General features: G+C 71.4%; 16 protein-coding genes. 9 read left to right on the forward strand and 7 right to left on the reverse strand.

Annotated features, from left to right (window positions below):
* Position 1: 1 nt before the first annotated feature.
* Positions 2 to 448, reverse strand: coding sequence for a CBS domain-containing protein (locus ACFYPR_RS19765; protein ID WP_354855530.1), 447 nt, complete (start codon positions 446 to 448; stop codon positions 2 to 4).
* Between the two features lie 71 nt (positions 449 to 519).
* Positions 520 to 1,806 (reverse strand): Na+/H+ antiporter NhaA, encoded by a 1,287-nt coding sequence (gene nhaA, locus ACFYPR_RS19770; RefSeq protein WP_387261408.1) that lies wholly within the window; start codon positions 1,804 to 1,806, stop codon positions 520 to 522.
* Between the two features lie 213 nt (positions 1,807 to 2,019).
* Between nhaA and ACFYPR_RS19775 the strand changes: the two genes are divergently transcribed.
* Together ACFYPR_RS19775 and ACFYPR_RS19780 are read left to right on the forward strand one after the other, a co-directional pair.
* Positions 2,020 to 2,403 carry a hypothetical protein gene (locus ACFYPR_RS19775; protein ID WP_387261877.1) on the forward strand — a complete coding sequence of 128 codons (384 nt, stop codon included), beginning with the start codon at positions 2,020 to 2,022 and terminating at the stop codon, positions 2,401 to 2,403.
* A 106-nt stretch (positions 2,404 to 2,509) separates the two neighbouring features.
* Positions 2,510 to 2,656, forward strand: coding sequence for a hypothetical protein (locus ACFYPR_RS19780; RefSeq protein WP_272616708.1), 147 nt, complete (start codon positions 2,510 to 2,512; stop codon positions 2,654 to 2,656).
* A 145-nt stretch (positions 2,657 to 2,801) separates the two neighbouring features.
* Here the strand turns inward: ACFYPR_RS19780 and ACFYPR_RS19785 are convergent, their stop codons facing one another.
* From ACFYPR_RS19785 to ACFYPR_RS19800, 4 genes are all read right to left on the reverse strand, one after another.
* Positions 2,802 to 4,301 (reverse strand): FAD-dependent monooxygenase, encoded by a 1,500-nt coding sequence (locus ACFYPR_RS19785; protein WP_387261411.1) that lies wholly within the window; start codon positions 4,299 to 4,301, stop codon positions 2,802 to 2,804.
* Positions 4,302 to 4,422: 121 nt separating this feature from the next.
* Positions 4,423 to 5,043, reverse strand: coding sequence for a TetR family transcriptional regulator (locus tag ACFYPR_RS19790; protein WP_354855527.1), 621 nt, complete (start codon positions 5,041 to 5,043; stop codon positions 4,423 to 4,425).
* A gap of 120 nt (positions 5,044 to 5,163) precedes the next feature.
* Positions 5,164 to 5,823: a response regulator transcription factor gene (locus ACFYPR_RS19795; RefSeq protein ID WP_387261413.1), complete on the reverse strand. Its 660-nt coding sequence runs from the start codon at positions 5,821 to 5,823 to the stop codon at positions 5,164 to 5,166.
* A 301-nt stretch (positions 5,824 to 6,124) separates the two neighbouring features.
* Positions 6,125 to 9,388 carry a BTAD domain-containing putative transcriptional regulator gene (locus ACFYPR_RS19800; protein WP_387261415.1) on the reverse strand — a complete coding sequence of 1,088 codons (3,264 nt, stop codon included), beginning with the start codon at positions 9,386 to 9,388 and terminating at the stop codon, positions 6,125 to 6,127.
* A 555-nt stretch (positions 9,389 to 9,943) separates the two neighbouring features.
* Between ACFYPR_RS19800 and ACFYPR_RS19805 the strand changes: the two genes are divergently transcribed.
* The 7 genes from ACFYPR_RS19805 (at position 9,944) to ACFYPR_RS19835 (ending at position 14,553) form a co-directional block, all read left to right on the forward strand.
* On the forward strand, positions 9,944 to 10,453 hold the full coding sequence (locus ACFYPR_RS19805; protein ID WP_387261418.1) for a hypothetical protein: 510 nt from the start codon (positions 9,944 to 9,946) through the stop codon (positions 10,451 to 10,453).
* A gap of 10 nt (positions 10,454 to 10,463) precedes the next feature.
* Positions 10,464 to 11,006: a MauE/DoxX family redox-associated membrane protein gene (locus tag ACFYPR_RS19810; RefSeq protein ID WP_363939740.1), complete on the forward strand. Its 543-nt coding sequence runs from the start codon at positions 10,464 to 10,466 to the stop codon at positions 11,004 to 11,006.
* Complete coding sequence (locus ACFYPR_RS19815; protein ID WP_354855524.1) at positions 10,973 to 11,536, forward strand: hypothetical protein; 564 nt, start codon at positions 10,973 to 10,975, stop codon at positions 11,534 to 11,536. Before ACFYPR_RS19810 ends, ACFYPR_RS19815 begins: the two co-directional genes overlap by 34 nt.
* On the forward strand, positions 11,533 to 11,892 hold the full coding sequence (locus ACFYPR_RS19820) for a hypothetical protein (protein ID WP_354855523.1): 360 nt from the start codon (positions 11,533 to 11,535) through the stop codon (positions 11,890 to 11,892). The genes ACFYPR_RS19815 and ACFYPR_RS19820 overlap by 4 nt, the downstream gene beginning before the upstream one ends.
* Positions 11,893 to 11,984: 92 nt before the next feature.
* A complete protein-coding gene (locus tag ACFYPR_RS19825; RefSeq protein ID WP_354855522.1) occupies positions 11,985 to 12,557 on the forward strand; it encodes a hypothetical protein in 573 nt (190 codons plus the stop codon).
* Between the two features lie 215 nt (positions 12,558 to 12,772).
* A complete protein-coding gene (locus ACFYPR_RS19830; protein WP_354855521.1) occupies positions 12,773 to 13,483 on the forward strand; it encodes a ThuA domain-containing protein in 711 nt (236 codons plus the stop codon).
* Positions 13,453 to 14,553, forward strand: a complete 1,101-nt coding sequence (locus tag ACFYPR_RS19835; protein ID WP_387261423.1) for a Gfo/Idh/MocA family protein — start codon at positions 13,453 to 13,455, stop codon at positions 14,551 to 14,553. The genes ACFYPR_RS19830 and ACFYPR_RS19835 overlap by 31 nt, the downstream gene beginning before the upstream one ends.
* 63 nt (positions 14,554 to 14,616) lie before the next feature.
* On the opposite strand, the gene ACFYPR_RS19840 is transcribed toward ACFYPR_RS19835, so the two are convergent.
* The gene (locus tag ACFYPR_RS19840) at positions 14,617 to 16,971 is read right to left on the reverse strand and encodes an AbfB domain-containing protein (RefSeq protein WP_355066553.1); all 2,355 of its coding nucleotides are present in this window, start codon (positions 16,969 to 16,971) and stop codon (positions 14,617 to 14,619) included.
* Positions 16,972 to 17,055: the final 84 nt, after the last annotated feature.

Here is a 17,055-nt window from a genome sequence, read left to right on the forward strand (position 1 = left end):
CTCAGGTGCCGAGCATCCGGTCGAGCAGCCCGTCCAGGGTGATCGCGCCGGTCATCACCCGGTCGTGGTCGACGACCGCGACCAGCGGCACATTCGATCGCGCCATCACCGAGGCGACCTCGAGCAGGGTGGCGTCAGCGTTGACCGCCGGCAGGCCCGGACGGTTGCGGGGCAGCAGGTCCGCGACGGTGCGGTCGCCTATCCCCTCCAGGATCACGTCGGCAGCGGCCTCGTCGATCACCCGGGCCAGCGCCGGATCGTCCTGGCAGTAGGACGGCAGTGCCATCCGCAGCACCTGCGTGCCAGCCAGCACCGTCGACGGGCGGCCCTTGGCGTCCACCACGATCAGGCCGGGCAGGTCCTGCGCCGCCAGGATCCGCGCGGCCTCCCGGGCCGGCATGTCCTCGGTGACGGTGTCCATCGGGATGGCCACATCGCTCGCGCGCATGCACCGACGATACGCCCGGACGCCGCGTTGACCGCGCTGACGCCGCCTGGCAGCCCCCACTCGCAGTGGACCTATTTCTGGTAGACGTCCGGAACGTCGTCATGGTCATGGTCGACCTGCTCGGCCTCGTAGATCTGCCGGTACACGCGATTACGCAACCGCAAGATGACCGTGGCGAGCGCGGCGGCAATCAGGGAGCCTCCCAGCACAGCGATCTTGACCCGGCCGTCGGCGTCGCTGCCGACACCGAAGGCGAGTTCGCCGATCAGCAGCGAGACGGTGAACCCGATGCCGGACAGCACGGCCAGGCCGACCACGTCGATCCAGGCCAGCCCCGAGTCCAGTCGGGCCCGGGTGAACCGCGCGACGAGCCAGGTTGCCAGCAGGATGCCGATCGGCTTGCCGACGACCAGACCGAGCATGATGCCCACGGCGATCGGGTCGGTGAGCGCCTGCGTCAGGCCGTCCAGCCCGCCGACGGCCACCCCGGCGGCCATCAGCGCGAACAGCGGCACCGCAACACCGGCGGAGATCGGCCGGAATCGGTGCTCGAAGTGCTCGGCCAGGCCGGGTCCGGGGCCGGCCCCTGTGGAGCGCGGCACCGGGACGGCGAAGGCGAGCAGCACCCCGGCGACGGTGGCGTGCACGCCGGAGGCGTGCACCAGCGCCCAGGTCGCGAACGCCAGCGGCAGGAGCAGCCACCATGAGCGCACCCGACGCTGCACCAGCAGCGTGAACAGGCCCAGCGGCACCACCGCGGCCAGCAGTGGCAGCAGCGACAGGTGGGCGGTGTAGAAGACCGCGATGATGACGATCGCCAGCAGGTCGTCCACCACCGCCAGGGTCAGCAGGAAGGTGCGCAGCGCGCTCGGCAGATGCCGGCCGATCACCGCCAGCACGGCGAGGGCGAACGCGATGTCGGTGGCGGTCGGAACCGCCCAGCCCTTCACCGCGCCGCCCCAGTTCACCACCGCGTACAGCAGGGCCGGCACGAGTACGCCGCCGACCGCGGCGGCGACCGGGACCGCGGCCCGGCGGGGATCACGCAGATCACCGGCGACGAACTCGCGCTTGAGTTCGAGACCGGCGACGAAGAAGAAGATCGCCAGCAGCCCGTCAGCCGCCCACGTCGCCAGCGACAGGTCAAGGTGCAGCGCGTGGGGCCCGACGGTGAGCGCCGTCATCGCCTGGTAGCGGTGCGCCCACGGCGAGTTCGCCCAGATCAGCGCCACGACGGCACCGACCAGCAGCAACGCGCCGCCGATCGTCTCCTTGCGCAGTACGTCGGCGATGCGACGTGCCTCAGCCCAGGAACCACGGCCGAGAACACGAGGAGGCGACTGAGGGTTCGACGTCACAAGCAGGCCAACTTTCGAAAGACGGGTCGGAACATCTGCCGACCAGACTTCCCGGCGCACCGGAACCCATCGTACCGGGGCCTTTCGCCGCGGATCCCTCGACCGCAGACAGCCGACGGCGCGCCATCGGCCGCCAGATCTCGTTTCAACCGACCGGCTCCGTGGGTACGCTCCCACCGGCTGATCATCCGATCGACGGAGACCCTCGTGATCATGGCTCTGCTGCTCGACCTCGCCAACATCGTCGGTGGTTTCCTGCTCGCCGTCTCGGTGCTGCGGCTGTTGCCACGCGTCGGTGACGACCTGGGCCGCCTCGCCGGTCGGGCGGCCCCGTTCGCGTGGGTGGTCGGCCTCGTGGCGCTCGTGACCGGCGGCTACCACCTCATCGTCCACCTGGTGTCCGGCCCCCGGGTGTTCCACTTCGAGGTGGTGGGGATCGGTGTGGGGCTCGCCCTGTTGTGGAGCCGGCTGACCGGTCGGCCGGCGTCGCGCGAGGAGCGGTCGGACCGCGCGACCGGAGTCCGCCTGTTGCTCGCGATCTTCGGTCTCATCGCGATCGTCGTCGGTATTCAGGGGCTCTTCACGCCGGACGGCTGATCAAGCCCGCGCGCCCGACCCGCGCGTGCGGCGTTCGCGCATGAGCGGGGTGTCACCCCGGCGGTCAACGTCGGTTCCCATCAATTCCCTGATTGAGGAGAGTCCCATGTCGGTCCAGGCATTTCTCTACGTCATCGCGGTCATCCTGATCGTGCTCGCCGCACTGCCACTGCCCACTCGGGGTGTCTCGTTCGCGCTGCTGGGCGCCGCCTGCGCCCTGCTCGCCTACGCCTGGCCGGTGATCACCGACTGATTCTTCGTCGGTGTGGTCGGTGGCCGGCAACCAGCGCCCGACAGTGTTGCCGGCACCCGGCCATGTCCCACCTTGCGGGGTCCGACAGGGACTCGTCGATGGACGGACGCGACGGACGCCAGCGGCGTCCACGAGACGCTTCCGGTCACCGGGGCAGGCCGAAGTGGTGGGTGAGCGAGGCGCGCAGGGTGTCCGCATCCCCGGCGGACCAGGCGACGAAGCAGTCGGGGCGTACGAGCAACGCGGTCGCGGCCGTGCCCCGCAACGCGCCGCTGACGACGTCGACCCGGTCTCGCCAGGGCGCGGCCACCTCGGCGTAGACACCAGTGGAATCCAGTAGCAACGGCCGGGCGGTGCGGGTCAGCTCGGCGAGGCGTACCGCGGCGTGGTCGGCGTGCACGACCACGTCGGGGGCGCACCGGCCGGCCAACGGGTCGGCGGGGTCGGCGGGGTAGTGAATGTCCGCGCCGGACATCAGCGCCGCGATGTGCCCGGTCACCTCCGGGATGCGCAGCAGTTCGGCGAAGAGTTCCCGCAGGCCGGTGATCTCGTCGCCGGGCTCGATGAGCGCCGACTGCGCCTGGGTGGACATGACGACCCGTTCGGCTACGGGACGGCGCTCGGTCTCGTATGTGTCGAGCAGGCCCTGCGGCGCCCACCCGCGCACCGTGGCGGCCAGCTTCCAACCCAGGTTGACGGCGTCCTGCAGGCCGAGGTTGAGGCCGGGGCCGCCGATCGCGGGGTGCACGTGCGCGGCGTCGCCGACCAGCAGCACCCGGTCGGCGCGGTAGCGGGCGGCGATGCGGGTGTTGCCGCCGGTCAGCCGCCGCAGCAGGCCGGGGCCGTCGGGTGGGCCGAAGGGGACGTCGACGCCGAGCACCCGGGCGACGCTGGCGCGTAGCTCCGCCAGGGTCATGGGGGTCTCGTCGCTCGTCGGCGCGTCGGGCCACTCCGTCGTGCTCAGGATCGCCGGGCGGCCGGGGAAGGGCGCCCAGGCGATCATGCCGCGCGGGGTGCGGGTGTGCTGGAACGGCGGGACGACGCCGTAGCCGGGGGCGCACAGCCCGCCGGTCGCCGGGTCGAGGGATGACGCGGGGACGGTCACGGTGGCGGTGCGGGAGACCGACCGGTCGAACGTGGCGCCGGGAAAGTCGATGCCGGCGAGGCGGCGCACCGCGCTGCGACCGCCGTCGGCGCCGACGAGGAAACGGGACGTGAGCTGCGTACCGTCGGCGAGGTGAACCTCGACCGCGTCGGGGCGTTGGCGGAGGTCGACGACCTCGTGGCCGCGGCGCAGGTCGACGCCGAGCTCGACGGCGCGGGCGGCGAGGGTGGCCTCCAGCTGGGCCTGCGGCACGCCGAGCACGTAGTGCGGATTCTCCGCGAGCACCGTGAGATCCAGCGGGAACGCGCCGAAGGTGAAGGCTGGTTGGGGGGACGGCGGGGTGCTCTCGCCGCTGAGCCGCGCGTAGAGGCCGCGCCGGTCGAGCAGGCGGACGACCTGGCCGACGAGGCCGTTGGCGCGGGGCTCGCCTCCGGGCGTGGCGTGGCGTTCGAGGACGACAGGGTGGACGCCGGCCAGAGCGAGTTCGCAGGCGAGCATGAGGCCGTTGGGGCCGGCTCCGACGATGAGCACATCGATCACGATCGTGATCCCTTCGGGGTGTGCGTCATCGCCGCGGCAGGCGCGGAACGCGACCGGCCCGCCGTGGGGTGTGACGCGGACAAGAAGTGGCTGGGGTGGTGCCGTGAGCGAGGGGCGGGCCTCAGCGGGGCGGCGCGGGGAGGCCGGCGGCGACCTGGGTGAACGCGTCGGTGATGAGGCGCTCGATCGGGGTGGGCGGGTCGGGGCTGTCGAGATAGTGCTGCATGGCGACGGCGACCGCGGCGCTGGCGGCGGCCGCGACGAGCCTCGGATACATGTCGGTGGCGAGGTCGGTGCCCGTGCGCTCGGCGACCGCGGCGGCCAACTCGGCCTCGGCGATCGCGACGGCGCGCAGCCGTTCGCCCTGCAGGGCAGGCTCGGCGAGCATGGTGCGTACGCCGGCCACCCACTGGGCGTGCGCGGGGGACGGCATGGCGTCGACCTCGGGGCCGCGGGTGAACTGCTCCAGCGAGGCCTGGGTGAGTGCCGCCCAGAGCGGCTCGTCGGCGGGGCGTTCCCGCAGCGCGGCGGCGGTGCGCAGGCTGCGGTCGAGGTGGCGGGAGGCGATCGCCTCGGCCTTGCTGGAGAAGTAGTTGTTGAAGGTGCGCGGGGAGACGCCGGCAGCCTCGGCGATGTCCTCGACGCGGACGTTGTCGTAGCCGCGCTCCGCGGTGAGGTGGATCGCGGCCCAGCCGAGCGCCGCCCGCGTCTCGGCCTTCTTGCGCTCCCGCAACCCCGTCATGCCACCACCCTAGCACTAATTGCGCGCCCCGCAAATATGCGTGCCACGCAAACTGATGGTCGCCGGTGCCCAGCTCACCCGACGATCGGGTAACTCCCGATCCTCGGTGACCGGGCGGCCTCACTCGGCGGGGAGGCGGTAGCCGAGTCCCCGTACCGTCTGAATCAACTCGGGCCGACCCAGTTTGGCGCGCAGCGCCGCCACGTGGACCGCCAGGGTGTGCCGGCCCGACCAGGTGGTCTGCCACACGTCCAGCATGATGCGCTCGCGCGTGAGCGCGAGGCCGGGTCGACGGGCGAGCGAGGCCAGGATGTCGAATTCCTTGCGGGTCAACGACACCGGCTGGGCGTCCACGTGGACCGTGCGGGCCGAGAGGTCGATCCGCAACCCTCCGACGTCGATGACGTCGGACGGTCGCGGACCCTGCCGTGCTGTTCGCCGCAGCAACGCCTCGATGCGCGCCTGAAGCTCGTCCATCGCGAACGGCCTGACGACGTAGTCGTCGGCGCCCATCCGCAGGCCGACGATGCCGCCGCGCTCCTCGCCCCGTTCGGTGACCGCGATGATGCCCAGTTCGGCGCTGCGTTCCCGCAGCGCCCGGCACACGGCGAATCCGTCGCCGTCCGGCAGACAGAGATCCAGCAGGACCAGGTCGCAGGGGGCCGCCACGAGCGCCGCGGCACCGGTCGACGCGTGTTCCACCTGATAACCGCACCGGCGCAGCGTCGAACCCAGGACCGCAGAGATCCGCCGGTCGTCCTCCACGAGCAAGATCCGCATCGCCCCGCCTGTCGTCGTCACGGCGCCCACCCGGCGCGGGGCGAGAGCGGGATCGCCGGCGGCCAGGGCGGCCGGCGACGTCGTCGACGCACCTCGTCAGTCCCGAACGACGGGGGGACGTTCCGCCGCGAATAACAGCCGACAGCGCTGAGCCGGCGCTGATTTCTGGCTGAGGCGGTGATCGGACGGGCGGACGTCGAGCGCGCGAGGCATGGTTGCTCCGCCCGGAATACTGGTCCTTGAGGGACTCGCAGTCGAGGCGTCGCGATCGAACTTGAGAGAGTCTTGACCGGCGTCCCGGCTAGCCGAGCGGTGCCGCCTCGGCGGCGCCGATCTCCCGGAACAGCTCGTGTGCCGCCCGCCATCGGGTCTGAGCCGCCGACGGACGGCCCAGCGCCGCGTACGCGCCGCCGACGGTCATCAACGTGCGGGCGTACGCGAGACGTTGCCCTGCCCGGCGTTGGACGCGCAGCGCCGGACGGCCCTCGACGAGGCACCCCGCGGGATCGCCGAGGCCCAGTCTCGCGGCGGCGAGGCGGCTGCGCGCCTGACCGGCCACCAGCCGGTACCCACCGGCGCGGGCCGCCGCCATCGCACCGGTGGCGTGCTCGTGGGCGCTGTCGAACTCCTTGCGGGCCGCGCTGAGATCGGAGAGCAGCATCAGCGCCTCGACCCGGGCGCGCTCGTTGCCGGTCCGATCCGCCAGGTCAAGCACCAGATCGAGCCGGCGGCCCGCCTCTGCCAGTCGGCTCTGCCGCAGCAGTACCTCGGCGAGCGCGGTCTGGGTGACCACCTCCAGTCGGCCGTCCGCCAGTCCCTGGACGATGTCGAGGCCGAGGTGGAGCACCTCCTCGGCCTCCGCGTAGCGTCCCGCGTCACCGTGCACGCGGCCGAGCGTGGTGAGCGAAGCGGCCTCCTCGTGCCGGGCGCCGATCGTCCGGCCGACGCGCACCGCCTCCTCCGCTGCCGTCCGCGCCTCGTCGAGCCGGCCGAGCTCCCGGGCCACCAGCGCGAGGTTCTCGCTGGCCACGGCGGCGCCCAGATGTTGGCCGGTCGCCCGCAGCAACCCCATCGCCAGTTCGCCGTGCCGTGCGGCCGCGGCCAGCTCGCCCACCTCCTCGCAGGCGGCCGCCAGGTTTGCCAGGGTGCCGGCCTCGGCTCGGCGGTCGCCGATCTCCCGATCGATGACGAGAGCCTGCTCGAACCGGCTGATCGCGGCCCGGGGCCGGCCCAGCTGAGCCAGTGCGATACCGATGCTGCAGTGTGCCGCCGAGGCGCCGACCTGCCAATCGGCTCGGGCGGCGAGCGCCGCGACCGCCTCGTACTCGGCGCGGGCGGCGCGCAGATCGCCGGTACGCCAGTTCAGCAGTCCCAGGCTTTGTCGCATCACGGCCTCGCCGCGCAGGTCGCCGTCGCGGCGGGCCGCCTTGAGCCCGGTCCGGGCGATCGACCGCCACTGGCTCAGCGGCGTCCGCATGCGGAGGAAGTCGTACAGGGCGTGGGCGAGTTGCCACGCCATCCGGTCTCGGCCGTCGGCAGCCGCGTGTTCCAGCGCCGCCACCAGGTTCGCCGTTTCCGCACCGAGCCATTCGCGGGCGGGTGCCTGATCGTCGAGCTCAGGGATCCGTACGCCGGTTGGCGGTGGATCCGGCGGCAGCCGTAGCCGCGACGGGCCGTTCAGCGCGGCGCTGGCCCGGGCGACAGCATGCAGGTAGAAGTGCAGCAGCCGGTGCACGGCGGCGGCATTGTCGGCCGCGTCGCCATGTTCGGCGGCGAGCTGCGCTCCGTACTCGAGCAGCAGGTCGTGGCTGACGATCCGGGCTGCCCGGGTGATTCGGATCAGGTGCAATCGGGCGAGGGTGTCGATGAGCGGTTCGAGATCGTCGCAGGGCAGGCCGGTCAACGCCGCGGCCGCGGGTACGGCGAGGCCGGACGGTGCCGGCACCAGTCCGAGCAGCCGGAACACCCGACCCGCTGGGGCCGGGAGCGCCTGGTACGACAGCTCGAACGCGGCCCGGACGGCGGTGCTGTCGTCACCCTCGACCCGCAGCTGCGCGACCCGGCCCCGCGCGATCAGCTCGTCGAGGTGCCTGCGCACGCTCACGTGCGCCCGGTCGGCCAGGCGGGCGCCGGCGATGCGCAGGGCCAGCGGCAGGTGCCCGCAGATTTCGGCCAACTCCCGAGCAGCGGCCGGGTCGGCGTTGATCCGCTCGGCCCCCGCGGTGCCGACGAGCAGTTCCACCGCGTCGGCGGCAGGTAGGACGTCGAGAGTGAGCCGAGCGGCACCGTCCCGGGCGACCAGGCCGCTGAGCCGGTCCCGGCTGGTCACCACCACCAGGCAGTCCGGGCCGCCCGGAATGAGTGGCCGCACCTGGTCGGCGTCGGCGACGTTGTCCAGTACGAGCAGAACGCGCCGACCGGCGAGCGTCGAACGGTACAGCGCGACCTGCGCGTCCGGCTCGGCCGGTATCCGGTCGGCGGTGACGCCCAGCGCGTCCAGCAGCAGCGGCAGCGCCTCACCGGGGGTCCGGCGTGGACGACTGTGGAACCCGCGCATGTCCACGAACAGATGTCCGTCGGGGAAATGGTGGTGGACGTCGTGCGCCCACCGCACCGCCAGGCTGGTCTTCCCTGCCCCCGCTGGGCCGCAGACGACGGCGACCGGTGCCGCCCGCTCCTTCAGCACCTCGTCGAGGAGGGCCAGTTCGCGTCGGCGGCCGACGAAGCCGGGTGTGGCCGCCGGCAGTTGCCGCGGCACCACGCCCGTCGGTTCCCGCACCCGCTGCCCCGCGGGTTCCGCGGCGGGCTCGGCGCCGACGAGCATTGCGCGATAGGCCCGCTGGAGCTCCTCGCCCGGCTCGATGCCGAGCCTCTCGACCAGGTTCTCGCGGACCCGACGGAACAGGGTCAGCGCGTCGACCCGACGGCCGCACCGGTGCAGCGCGATGAGCACAGCCAGCGCCAGACGCTCCCGGGCCGGGTTGTCGGCTATGAGGTCGGACAGATCGTCGACGATGTCACCGTACCGGCCCAGCCGGAGATCGAGGTCGGCTCGCAGCTCAACCGCCGCGAACCGCTCCTCGTTCAGCTGCGGGGCGACGAGTTCGTCCAGCCACGGGCCGGCGACGTCCGCCAACGCCGGCCCCCGCCATCGACGCAGAGCGCGGTCGACCAGCTCACGAGCCTGCTGCGGCTCGCACGTGCGCGCGGACCGCAGTAGATCCCGAAAGTCGTGCAGATCCACCGCGGACCGGTCGACGGCGAGCCGATAGCCGGTCCCCACCCCCACCAGCTCGGCTGTGCGTGGCGGCGGGTCAACCGAGTTGAGCAGGGCCCGTAGTCGGGAGACGCAGCCCTGTACCGCGTTACGAGCCGATGCGGGCGGTGCCGTGCCCCACAGTGCCGTCACCAGGCGGTCGATGGGAACGATGTTTCCGCACTCCAACGCCAGCATGGCCAGCACGGTGCGTTGCTGCGCGGCCGACGGGCCCAGCCAACGGGTGCCGTGCCACACGCCGACCGGACCCAGCAGCCGGATCTGCAGGCCGTCCTCCGCTTGGTCCACGCCCGGTCCGATCCGTAGGAATCCACGACGCTGGAAATGATCTCACCATCGACACGCAGCCGACGGCCCATCGACGCCCACCCCTGAATCAGCCGTCCGTGTCGTCGGTCACGCTCCTGCCGAGGCGTCTCAACGCCCTTCGGGACCTGGAGTCCACAACGGACAAGCCCGGCGCGGTGCGGCCGCCACTTGTCGTGGCTGCTTCGGTCAAGATCTGTTCAAGAACATCGCTGGGACCTGGACCCCTGAATTGTTCTCTTGAAACGGTGATGGGAGTGATCCAGAGCAGCGTCGATGTCCGGAGACACATCGATGCTCCCCATCGTCCGGACGCCATCGTCACCACCTCGGGAGGCACCGTCGTGTCAGGACCATTCGGAGCGCACTGGGGGCGCGCCGGGGGTCGATCAGCAGCACGGTCGAGGCGACCCCCGCGGGGTGGTCGACCGAGCAGCCCCAGTCCGCCGCGGCGTCGCTCCGGACCCGCGGGTTCTCGCTCGATTCGGGCGCCGATACCGGTAGATCGTCCTCAGGGACCAGATCCGAGGAGTACGCATGAATCAGGAAAAGGGACTATCGCGGCGGCAGATCCTCCGCGTTGGTGCCGTGGTGGGATCGACCGTCGCCGTGGTGGCCGTCTCGGGCGAGTCGGCATCGGCCGACCCGGGGACGGATGCGGCACAGGCCGGCTCGCGCGGTGAGCTGGCCCGCGTGTCAGCGGTGGCGGCCGGCGGCGCCGTGGTGGGTACGCCGAAGGTGGCGAACCGCACCGCGATCCGGGCGGCGGAGCGTGTTCCGTTCGCCGGCTTCCCGGACGGGATCGCCCCACGACCGGGTGACCTGGTCACCGTGACCGACCTGTGGCCCGGCCTCGCCGTGGCCGCCGTGCCGGTGGTGCACTGGGTGACCGGAGTGCCGAAGCGCGACGGCAGCGGCTATGCGGTCGCGGGCCAGCGGCTGGCCGCCTCGCCGTTGCTCGACAAGCGGACCGCACGGCGGGTGCGGGTCTGCGTCCTGGACACGGAACTGGCCGACGCCCAGGTCCTCGCGGTCGTCCCGGCCTGAGCTGGTGCCGATGATCGACGCAACGGTGCGGATCGTCGCGGCAGCTGTCCTGCTCTACACCGCGGGTCAGAAGCTCGCCGCGCCCATCGCCTTCCGTCGCACGCTCGTCGCGCTCAGGATGCCGCGTCCGCGCGTGCTGGCACTGCTGGTCAGCGGCGCGGAGCTGGTCACCGCGGTCCTCCTGCTGACCGCACCGCGCGCCTGGGTGACAGCGGGCCTCGTGATCGCGCTCGGCGCGTCGTTCGCAGGTGCGGCGTCGATCGCTCTGGCACGGGGCGCCTCGGTGCGCTGTGCCTGCTTCGGCGGCACGTCCGAGGCGAAGCTGGGTTGGACGCAGCTCGCGCTGCTCCCGATCTGGCTCGCCGTCGCCTGGACGGCGCACCGCGACTCATCGGATCTGCTCGTCGGTCCGGACGCCGTCGCGGTGACGGCGCTGGTGCTGTGCCTGGCGACCGTCGTCCGTCAGCTGTTGCCTCTGGCCCTGCGGAGCTGGAGCTACCTCAAAGTGTTGGAGAGTCAATGGGCTTCCTCTGGGTCGTCGTCGCCGCATTGAGCGTGCTGATGGGGATCTGCGTGTTGGCGCTGATCGACCAATATCAAACCCTCGAACTGATCCGTACGTCCCTCAAGCTCGAAGACAACCCGTCGCCGATCCCGATCCCGATGGACGACTCGATCAGGCCCTCCCTGGTCGGGCTCCCGGCACGGCTCGACGCGCAGCCGCATCTCGCGCTGCTCTTCCTGTCCGTGTCCTGCACGACCTGCCGGTCAATCGCGGAGGGCCTGCGCCGCAAGGACCTGGAACTGGTGTGGATCGTCCTGCAGCAGGCGCATTCCGAGCAGGAGGGCCGCGCCTGGCTCGAAGGACTGAACATACCAATCGACCGGGCGACCATCGACGTCGAGGAAAACGTCGCGCGGGCGATCGGCATCGACACCGTCCCGTCGGTGGTCCTCTACCGCTCGGGTGAGGCCTTCCTGGCCCAGACACTGCCGTCATTCCGGCAACTGCAACCGCTGTTGAACGCCCGCACCGTCCCGTCCCGCCTGCCCGTCGCCAAGGAAGGAACCGTACGGCTATGACCAATCAGATGGAGTGCGTGACACCGACCGAGACGGCGGTGCTCACCGACCGCCGTCGTAGCCGCCGATTCGCGCTCATGGGCGCGGCGTCCGCGGTCGTCGCCGGCCTGGCCACCGTACTGAAGGCATCCCCGGCGGTGGCCGACTGCCTGGGATCGCCCTGCTGCTCGCTGGCCAGCTGCACCCGGTGCCACTACGCGGTCGAACCCGATCGCTACACCTGCCCGTCGGGCTATTACCGCACGTTCTGGACCTGCACCAGCGGCAGCCGCACGTACGGCTGCGGTGAGTGCAGCAAGAGCAAGACCTCGTGCTGGTCCGGTCCGTTCGCCTGCTCGATCTGGTACGTATGGTAGTTCTGTGGACGATCGTGCTCGCCGTGGTGGCGGGCTTCGCCCAGCTCTTCAGCCCTTGAGGCCAATCCTTCATCGGAGTCATCCGCCCCTTCGTGCAAGGGGACTCGTCCCGTCTCGTCCGAAGCGGTCTGCGCTTCGTCGCCGTACTGTCCGTCGCGCACATCGCCATGGCGGGCTTCGTCACCGCGTCGCTGTACCAGGTCGGCACCCTGTTCGCCGGGCGGCTCGATGCCCAGCTCACCGTGGGGCTGTGTCTCGTGGCGGCACTGGTGGCGGCGGCCTTCGACGTACACGCGATCCGGACGGATTCGTACGCCCCCGGGCTGCGCCGACAGACGTCCAAGGAACTGGGCCATCGGGAGAACATCCCGTGGTGGGTTCCGCCGATGATCTGGGGTCTGGACACCGGGCTCATGTGGAGCACGTTCCGGGTGTCGGCGACGACCTGGGTGCTGCTGGTGGCGGCGCTGCTCAACGTCGCTCCGCAGTGGAGTGGTCTGGTGTTCGGTGGCGCGTTCACCGGTCCACTGGTCGTGGCGATTCTCGCCGGTCATGGAAGCGTGAGTGACCTGGGGCGTCCCGGGCCACGGCGGCTGGTGCAGTCCGCGGCGGTCGCCACGGCGTTGCTGCCGGCCATGGTGGTGGTCGTGTCGTCCGTGATCTGAGGTTCGGCCGGGGCCCGACGTGGGCCCCGGCCGAACCGGCGCGACCCCGATGACGGTGCGTCCGCCCGTCCGCCCCCCGCGACTGCTCCGCTACTCCGGCCCCGGCCCGCGACCACGGGTACGGTTTCTGTGCTCGACAGGTACGGGCACCGACGGCATGTCGCCGGGGCGGGAACGTCCGGCCCGGTGGCGACGGAGCGTGGAGGGGAGCGAGGGTGGCGCAGCCGAGAGCACTCGTGGTTCGGGGCGGCTGGGAGGGGCACCAGCCGGTCAAGGCGACGGAGTTGTTCATTCCCTTCCTCGAACGCAGCGGCTATGCCGTACGGGTCGAGGAGTCGACCCAGATCTACGCCGATGCCGCCGAGATGGCCGACACCGACCTGGTCGTGCAGTGCATGACGATGTCGGAGATCACCGCTGACCAGGTGGCGGGCCTGAGCGCCGCGGTCATCGCCGGTACGGGTTTCACCGGCTGGCACGGCGGGATCGTGGACGCGTTCCGCGCGTCGTCGGAGTACCTGCATCTGGTGGGCGGCCAGTTCGCGACCCACCCGGGTAAGGAGCCGTGCGAGCGCCACGGCGGCCCGGAGGACAACTTCCTGCCGCACACGGTGCGCATCACCGACCTCGGCCGGGAGCACCCGATCACCGCGGGGATCGAGGACTTCGACCTGGTCACCGAGCAGTACTGGGTGCTGCACGACGACCTGATCGACATCCTGGCCGTCACCACCCATCCCACGCAGGCGTGGCATCCATGGCACCGGCCGGTCACCTCGCCGGCGATCTGGACGCGACGCTGGGGTGCCGGGCGCATCGTCGTGACGACACCGGGGCACAGCCTCGACGTGCTGGAGGACGCGAACGTCCGTACCGTCATCGAGAGGGGGATGGTGTGGGCGACCCGCACCGCGTCGGCATCGTAGGTCTCGGGGTCATCTCCCGTGCGTACCTCGACACCCTCGCGAACCACCCCGCGGTGAGCATCGTCGCGCTGGCCGACCTCGACGCCTCCCGGTCGGCCGCGGTCGCGGCCACGATCCCCGGCAGCGAGGCGTTGAGCGTCGAGGGTCTGCTCGCCCGTCCGGAGGTGCAGACGGTTCTCAATCTCACGATCCCCGCGGCGCACGCCGAGATCTCACTCGGCGCGATCGAGGCGGGCAGGAACGTGTACGTCGAGAAGCCGCTGGCCGTGACGTTTCCGGACGGCCGCTCGATCATCGAACGGGCCTCCTCGGCTGGCGTCCACGTCGGGTGCGCGCCGGACACCGTCCTCGGCACAGGTACGCAGACGGCACGGGCGGCGATCGACGGCGGGCTCATCGGACGCCCGCTGTCGGCGACGGCCGTCATGGTCACACCGGGACACGAGCGCTGGCATCCCCACCCCGACTTCTACTACGCCCCGGGCGGCGGCCCGTTGCTGGACATGGGGCCGTACTACATCTCAGCGCTCGTCCACCTGCTGGGGCCGGTTCGCGCGGTCGTCGGAGCCGCCAGCCGCCTGCGCGCCGAGCGTGTCATCGGCTCGGGCCCGCGAAACGGCCAGCGCGTCCCGGCGGAGGTGGACACCCACGTGACCGGTGTGCTTGAGCATGCCAACGGTGCTCTCTCCACCATCACCACGAGCTTCGACGGCGTCGCGACGACGGCCGCGCCGATCGAGGTGCACGGGGAGACCGGCACGCTCGCCGTACCCGATCCGAACATGTTCGACGGGGACGTTCGCGTCTTTCCGCTGGGCGGCACCGAATGGCGCGTTCTTGAACCACTGGCCGGTTACGTCGAGGGCTCCCGCGGCATCGGGCTGATCGACCTGGTCACCGCCGACGGCCAGCGCCCGCCCCGCGCCGGCGGCGACGTCGCGCTGCACGTACTCGAAACGATGACCTCGCTGCTCGCCTCGGCGGCCGAGGGCCGGCGGGTCGAGCTGACGACTGTGGCGCAGCGGCCGGCACCGGTTCCGCTCACTCCGGTCAACGACTGGAAGAAGTGACCCGGTGCGGGCCGGCGGCTCTCCGCCGGCCCGCACCGTTGGTCAGAGCACGGTCCGCCGCCGTCAGGGGGCCCAGGGGGCGGCGATGTTCCAGGTGCTGTCGGCGGCCCAGAGGGTGGGCCGGTTGTAGGCGTCACCGCCCGTGCCGTTGCTGAGCCAGACCTCCGAGTTGTAGTGCCGGAGGTACTTCCCGCGGAAGTTGTACGACTCCAGCGAGACGCCGCTTCCGGTCAGCCCCACCCGGGCGCACCAGGTGGCGTCGGCCCGCAGGAGCGCTGACCCGTCGTTCGGCGAGTTGCGGACCCGGGAGTCCTGGTGCCGCAGGTACTGACCGGGATAGTTGACCGACTCGAAGGAGTAGCAGGCGCCGTCGGCCAGGCCGGGCCGGATGGTGTACGTCGCGTCGTTCTTGAGCAGCGCCGAGCTGCCCGCGTCGACCACCTCGGTGTACGCCAGGCTGTTCTGGTGCCGCAGGTACCGGTTGGTGTAGCCGGGGGTGGTCACCTGCAGTGAACGCCGGGTGTTGACCGGCAGGGCGACGGGGGCGGAGCTGCCGATCGTCCGGGAGGCGTTGACGAGGGCGGTGTTGGCCGCGCGGACGCGGGCCTGGTCCATCTTGACCACCTGCCGGTCGTAGGTGAGGAAGCCGTTCAACTCCCCCTCCTGGTCAGCGATCTCGGTGTAGATCGAGGCGCTGAGTCCCTTGCCGAGCATCAGGTTCTGCGCACCCTCCACCAGCCCCACGTACCGGTCGGTGAGCGCAGCGGAGGTGGGTTGCCACTCGTAGGCGAAGAACTGCCCGTTCGGGCTGTACTCGTGGCCCGGGGTGCGCAGGCCCAGGCCGCCGAACTCGCCGAGCACCGCGATCCGGCCGCTCGATGGCGAGGGTGAGTCCGGACCCAGGTAGACGTGCCAGTCGTCGATGTCGCCGTTGCCGGGGTCACCGAGGGACTGGCAGCAGTTGTGCCCGCTGTGCGGGTTGACCAGCCGGGTGGGGTCCTGATTCTTGATGTTCTGCGCCACGCGGCGGGTGTCGGCCAGGGCGCGCTCGCCCCAGCCCTCGTTGTAGGGCGTGTAGGCGACGACCGCGGGGGAGCTGCGGTGCTCGTCGACGATCTCGCGTGCCTCGCTCTCGAACTGCGCCTGCTGGGCATCGGTGGGGTCGATGTTCTGCGCGGTCAGCGACGGGATGTCCTGCCAGACCAGCAGGCCGAGCCGGTCGGCGTGGTAGAACCAGCGCTGCGGTTCGACCTTGATGTGCTTGCGCACCATGTTGAAGCCCAGGTCCTTGTGCTTCTGCAGGTCGAAGGCGAGAGCGGCGTCGGTCGGCGCGGTGTACAGGCCGTCCGGCCAGAAGCCCTGGTCGAGGGTGCCGACCTGGAAGACGAACTGGCCGTTGAGCTTCGGTCGCAGCACCCCGTTGACCATGCCGGTGGTGATCTCCCGCATGCCGAAGTAGTGGACGGTCTGGTCGACCGTCGCGCCGCCGGCGTTGCGTAGGCGTACCCGCAGGTTGTAGAGGAACGGGTCGTCGGGTGACCAGCGGCGGGCGTTCGGCACCGGGACGCTGAAGTCGGTGAAGCCGCCGGTGGCGGAGCCGACAACCGTAGCGCCGTCGAGCGCCTCGGCGAGCACGCTGTGCCCGCTCACGTCGCCCCGGGTGAAGACCCGGATCCGCAGGGTGTTGGTGCCCAGGTTCGGGTAGACGTCCACGCTGCTGATCGACGCCGCGGGCACCGGCTCCATCCACACCGTCTGCCAGATTCCGGAGCTGGGCGTGTAGAAGATCCCGCCGGGCTGCTTGGTCTGCTTGCCGATCGGGGGCAGGCTGCCGTTCTGCCGGGTGTCGGTCGGGTCCCACACCTTCACCACGATCTCGTTCACGCCGCCGTTGAGCTGCGGGGTCACGTCGAAGGTGAAGGCGTCGTAGCCGCCGGTGTGCGCGCCGACCCGTACGCCGTTGACCCAGACCGTGCTCTGCCAGTCCACGGCGCCGAAGTGCAGCAGGGTCCGCCGGCCGGACCAGTTCGGCGGGACGGTGACGGTGCGTCGGTAGAACAGGTAGTTGCGGTTGTCGTTGGCGGCCCGCTGGACACCGGAGAGGGCGCTCTCCACGGGAAACGGCACGTTGACCCGCTCGGGCAGGTCGGTGTTGAACTGCGGGGCGTCGTCGGTGCCGGACTGGCGCAGCTGCCACTCCCCGTTGAGGTTGAGCCAGTCCGGTCGGGTCATCTGCGGTCGCGGGTACTCCGGCAGGGGCGTCCCGGCCAGCGCCTGGCTGGTCCACGGGGTGGTCAGTGGCGGCGTCTTGGCCGGTGCGGCCCGCACCGGTCGGGTCGGTGCGGCGAACACGCCGACGACGAGGGCGAGGATGAGCAGTAGGGGCAGGGCGGGGCGGGCGGGGACCTGACGTGTCATGCCGTCTCCGAGGGGCGGGTCGCCGCGGGCCGTACAGCTGAGCCCGCAGCGCGCGGGCGGTGGGCATCGGGTGGCTTCTCGAAC

Origin of the sequence: Micromonospora sp. NPDC005254 (assembly GCF_042872525.1) — a bacterium.
GTDB lineage: Bacteria > Actinomycetota > Actinomycetes > Mycobacteriales > Micromonosporaceae > Micromonospora.

Excerpts from the sequence above, each read along its gene's own strand:
- ACFYPR_RS19765 (WP_354855530.1), bottom strand. The coding sequence starts at position 448 with ATGCGCGCGAGCGATGTGGCCATCCCGATGGACACCGTCACCGAGGAC.
- ACFYPR_RS19775 (WP_387261877.1), top strand. The coding sequence starts at position 2,020 with ATGGCTCTGCTGCTCGACCTCGCCAACATCGTCGGTGGTTTCCTGCTC.
- ACFYPR_RS19780 (WP_272616708.1), top strand. The coding sequence starts at position 2,510 with ATGTCGGTCCAGGCATTTCTCTACGTCATCGCGGTCATCCTGATCGTG.
- ACFYPR_RS19790 (WP_354855527.1), bottom strand. The coding sequence starts at position 5,043 with ATGACGGGGTTGCGGGAGCGCAAGAAGGCCGAGACGCGGGCGGCGCTC.
- ACFYPR_RS19795 (WP_387261413.1), bottom strand. The coding sequence starts at position 5,823 with ATGCGGATCTTGCTCGTGGAGGACGACCGGCGGATCTCTGCGGTCCTG.
- ACFYPR_RS19805 (WP_387261418.1), top strand. The coding sequence starts at position 9,944 with ATGAATCAGGAAAAGGGACTATCGCGGCGGCAGATCCTCCGCGTTGGT.
- ACFYPR_RS19810 (WP_363939740.1), top strand. The coding sequence starts at position 10,464 with ATGATCGACGCAACGGTGCGGATCGTCGCGGCAGCTGTCCTGCTCTAC.
- ACFYPR_RS19815 (WP_354855524.1), top strand. The coding sequence starts at position 10,973 with ATGGGCTTCCTCTGGGTCGTCGTCGCCGCATTGAGCGTGCTGATGGGG.
- ACFYPR_RS19820 (WP_354855523.1), top strand. The coding sequence starts at position 11,533 with ATGACCAATCAGATGGAGTGCGTGACACCGACCGAGACGGCGGTGCTC.
- ACFYPR_RS19840 (WP_355066553.1), bottom strand. The coding sequence starts at position 16,971 with ATGACACGTCAGGTCCCCGCCCGCCCCGCCCTGCCCCTACTGCTCATC.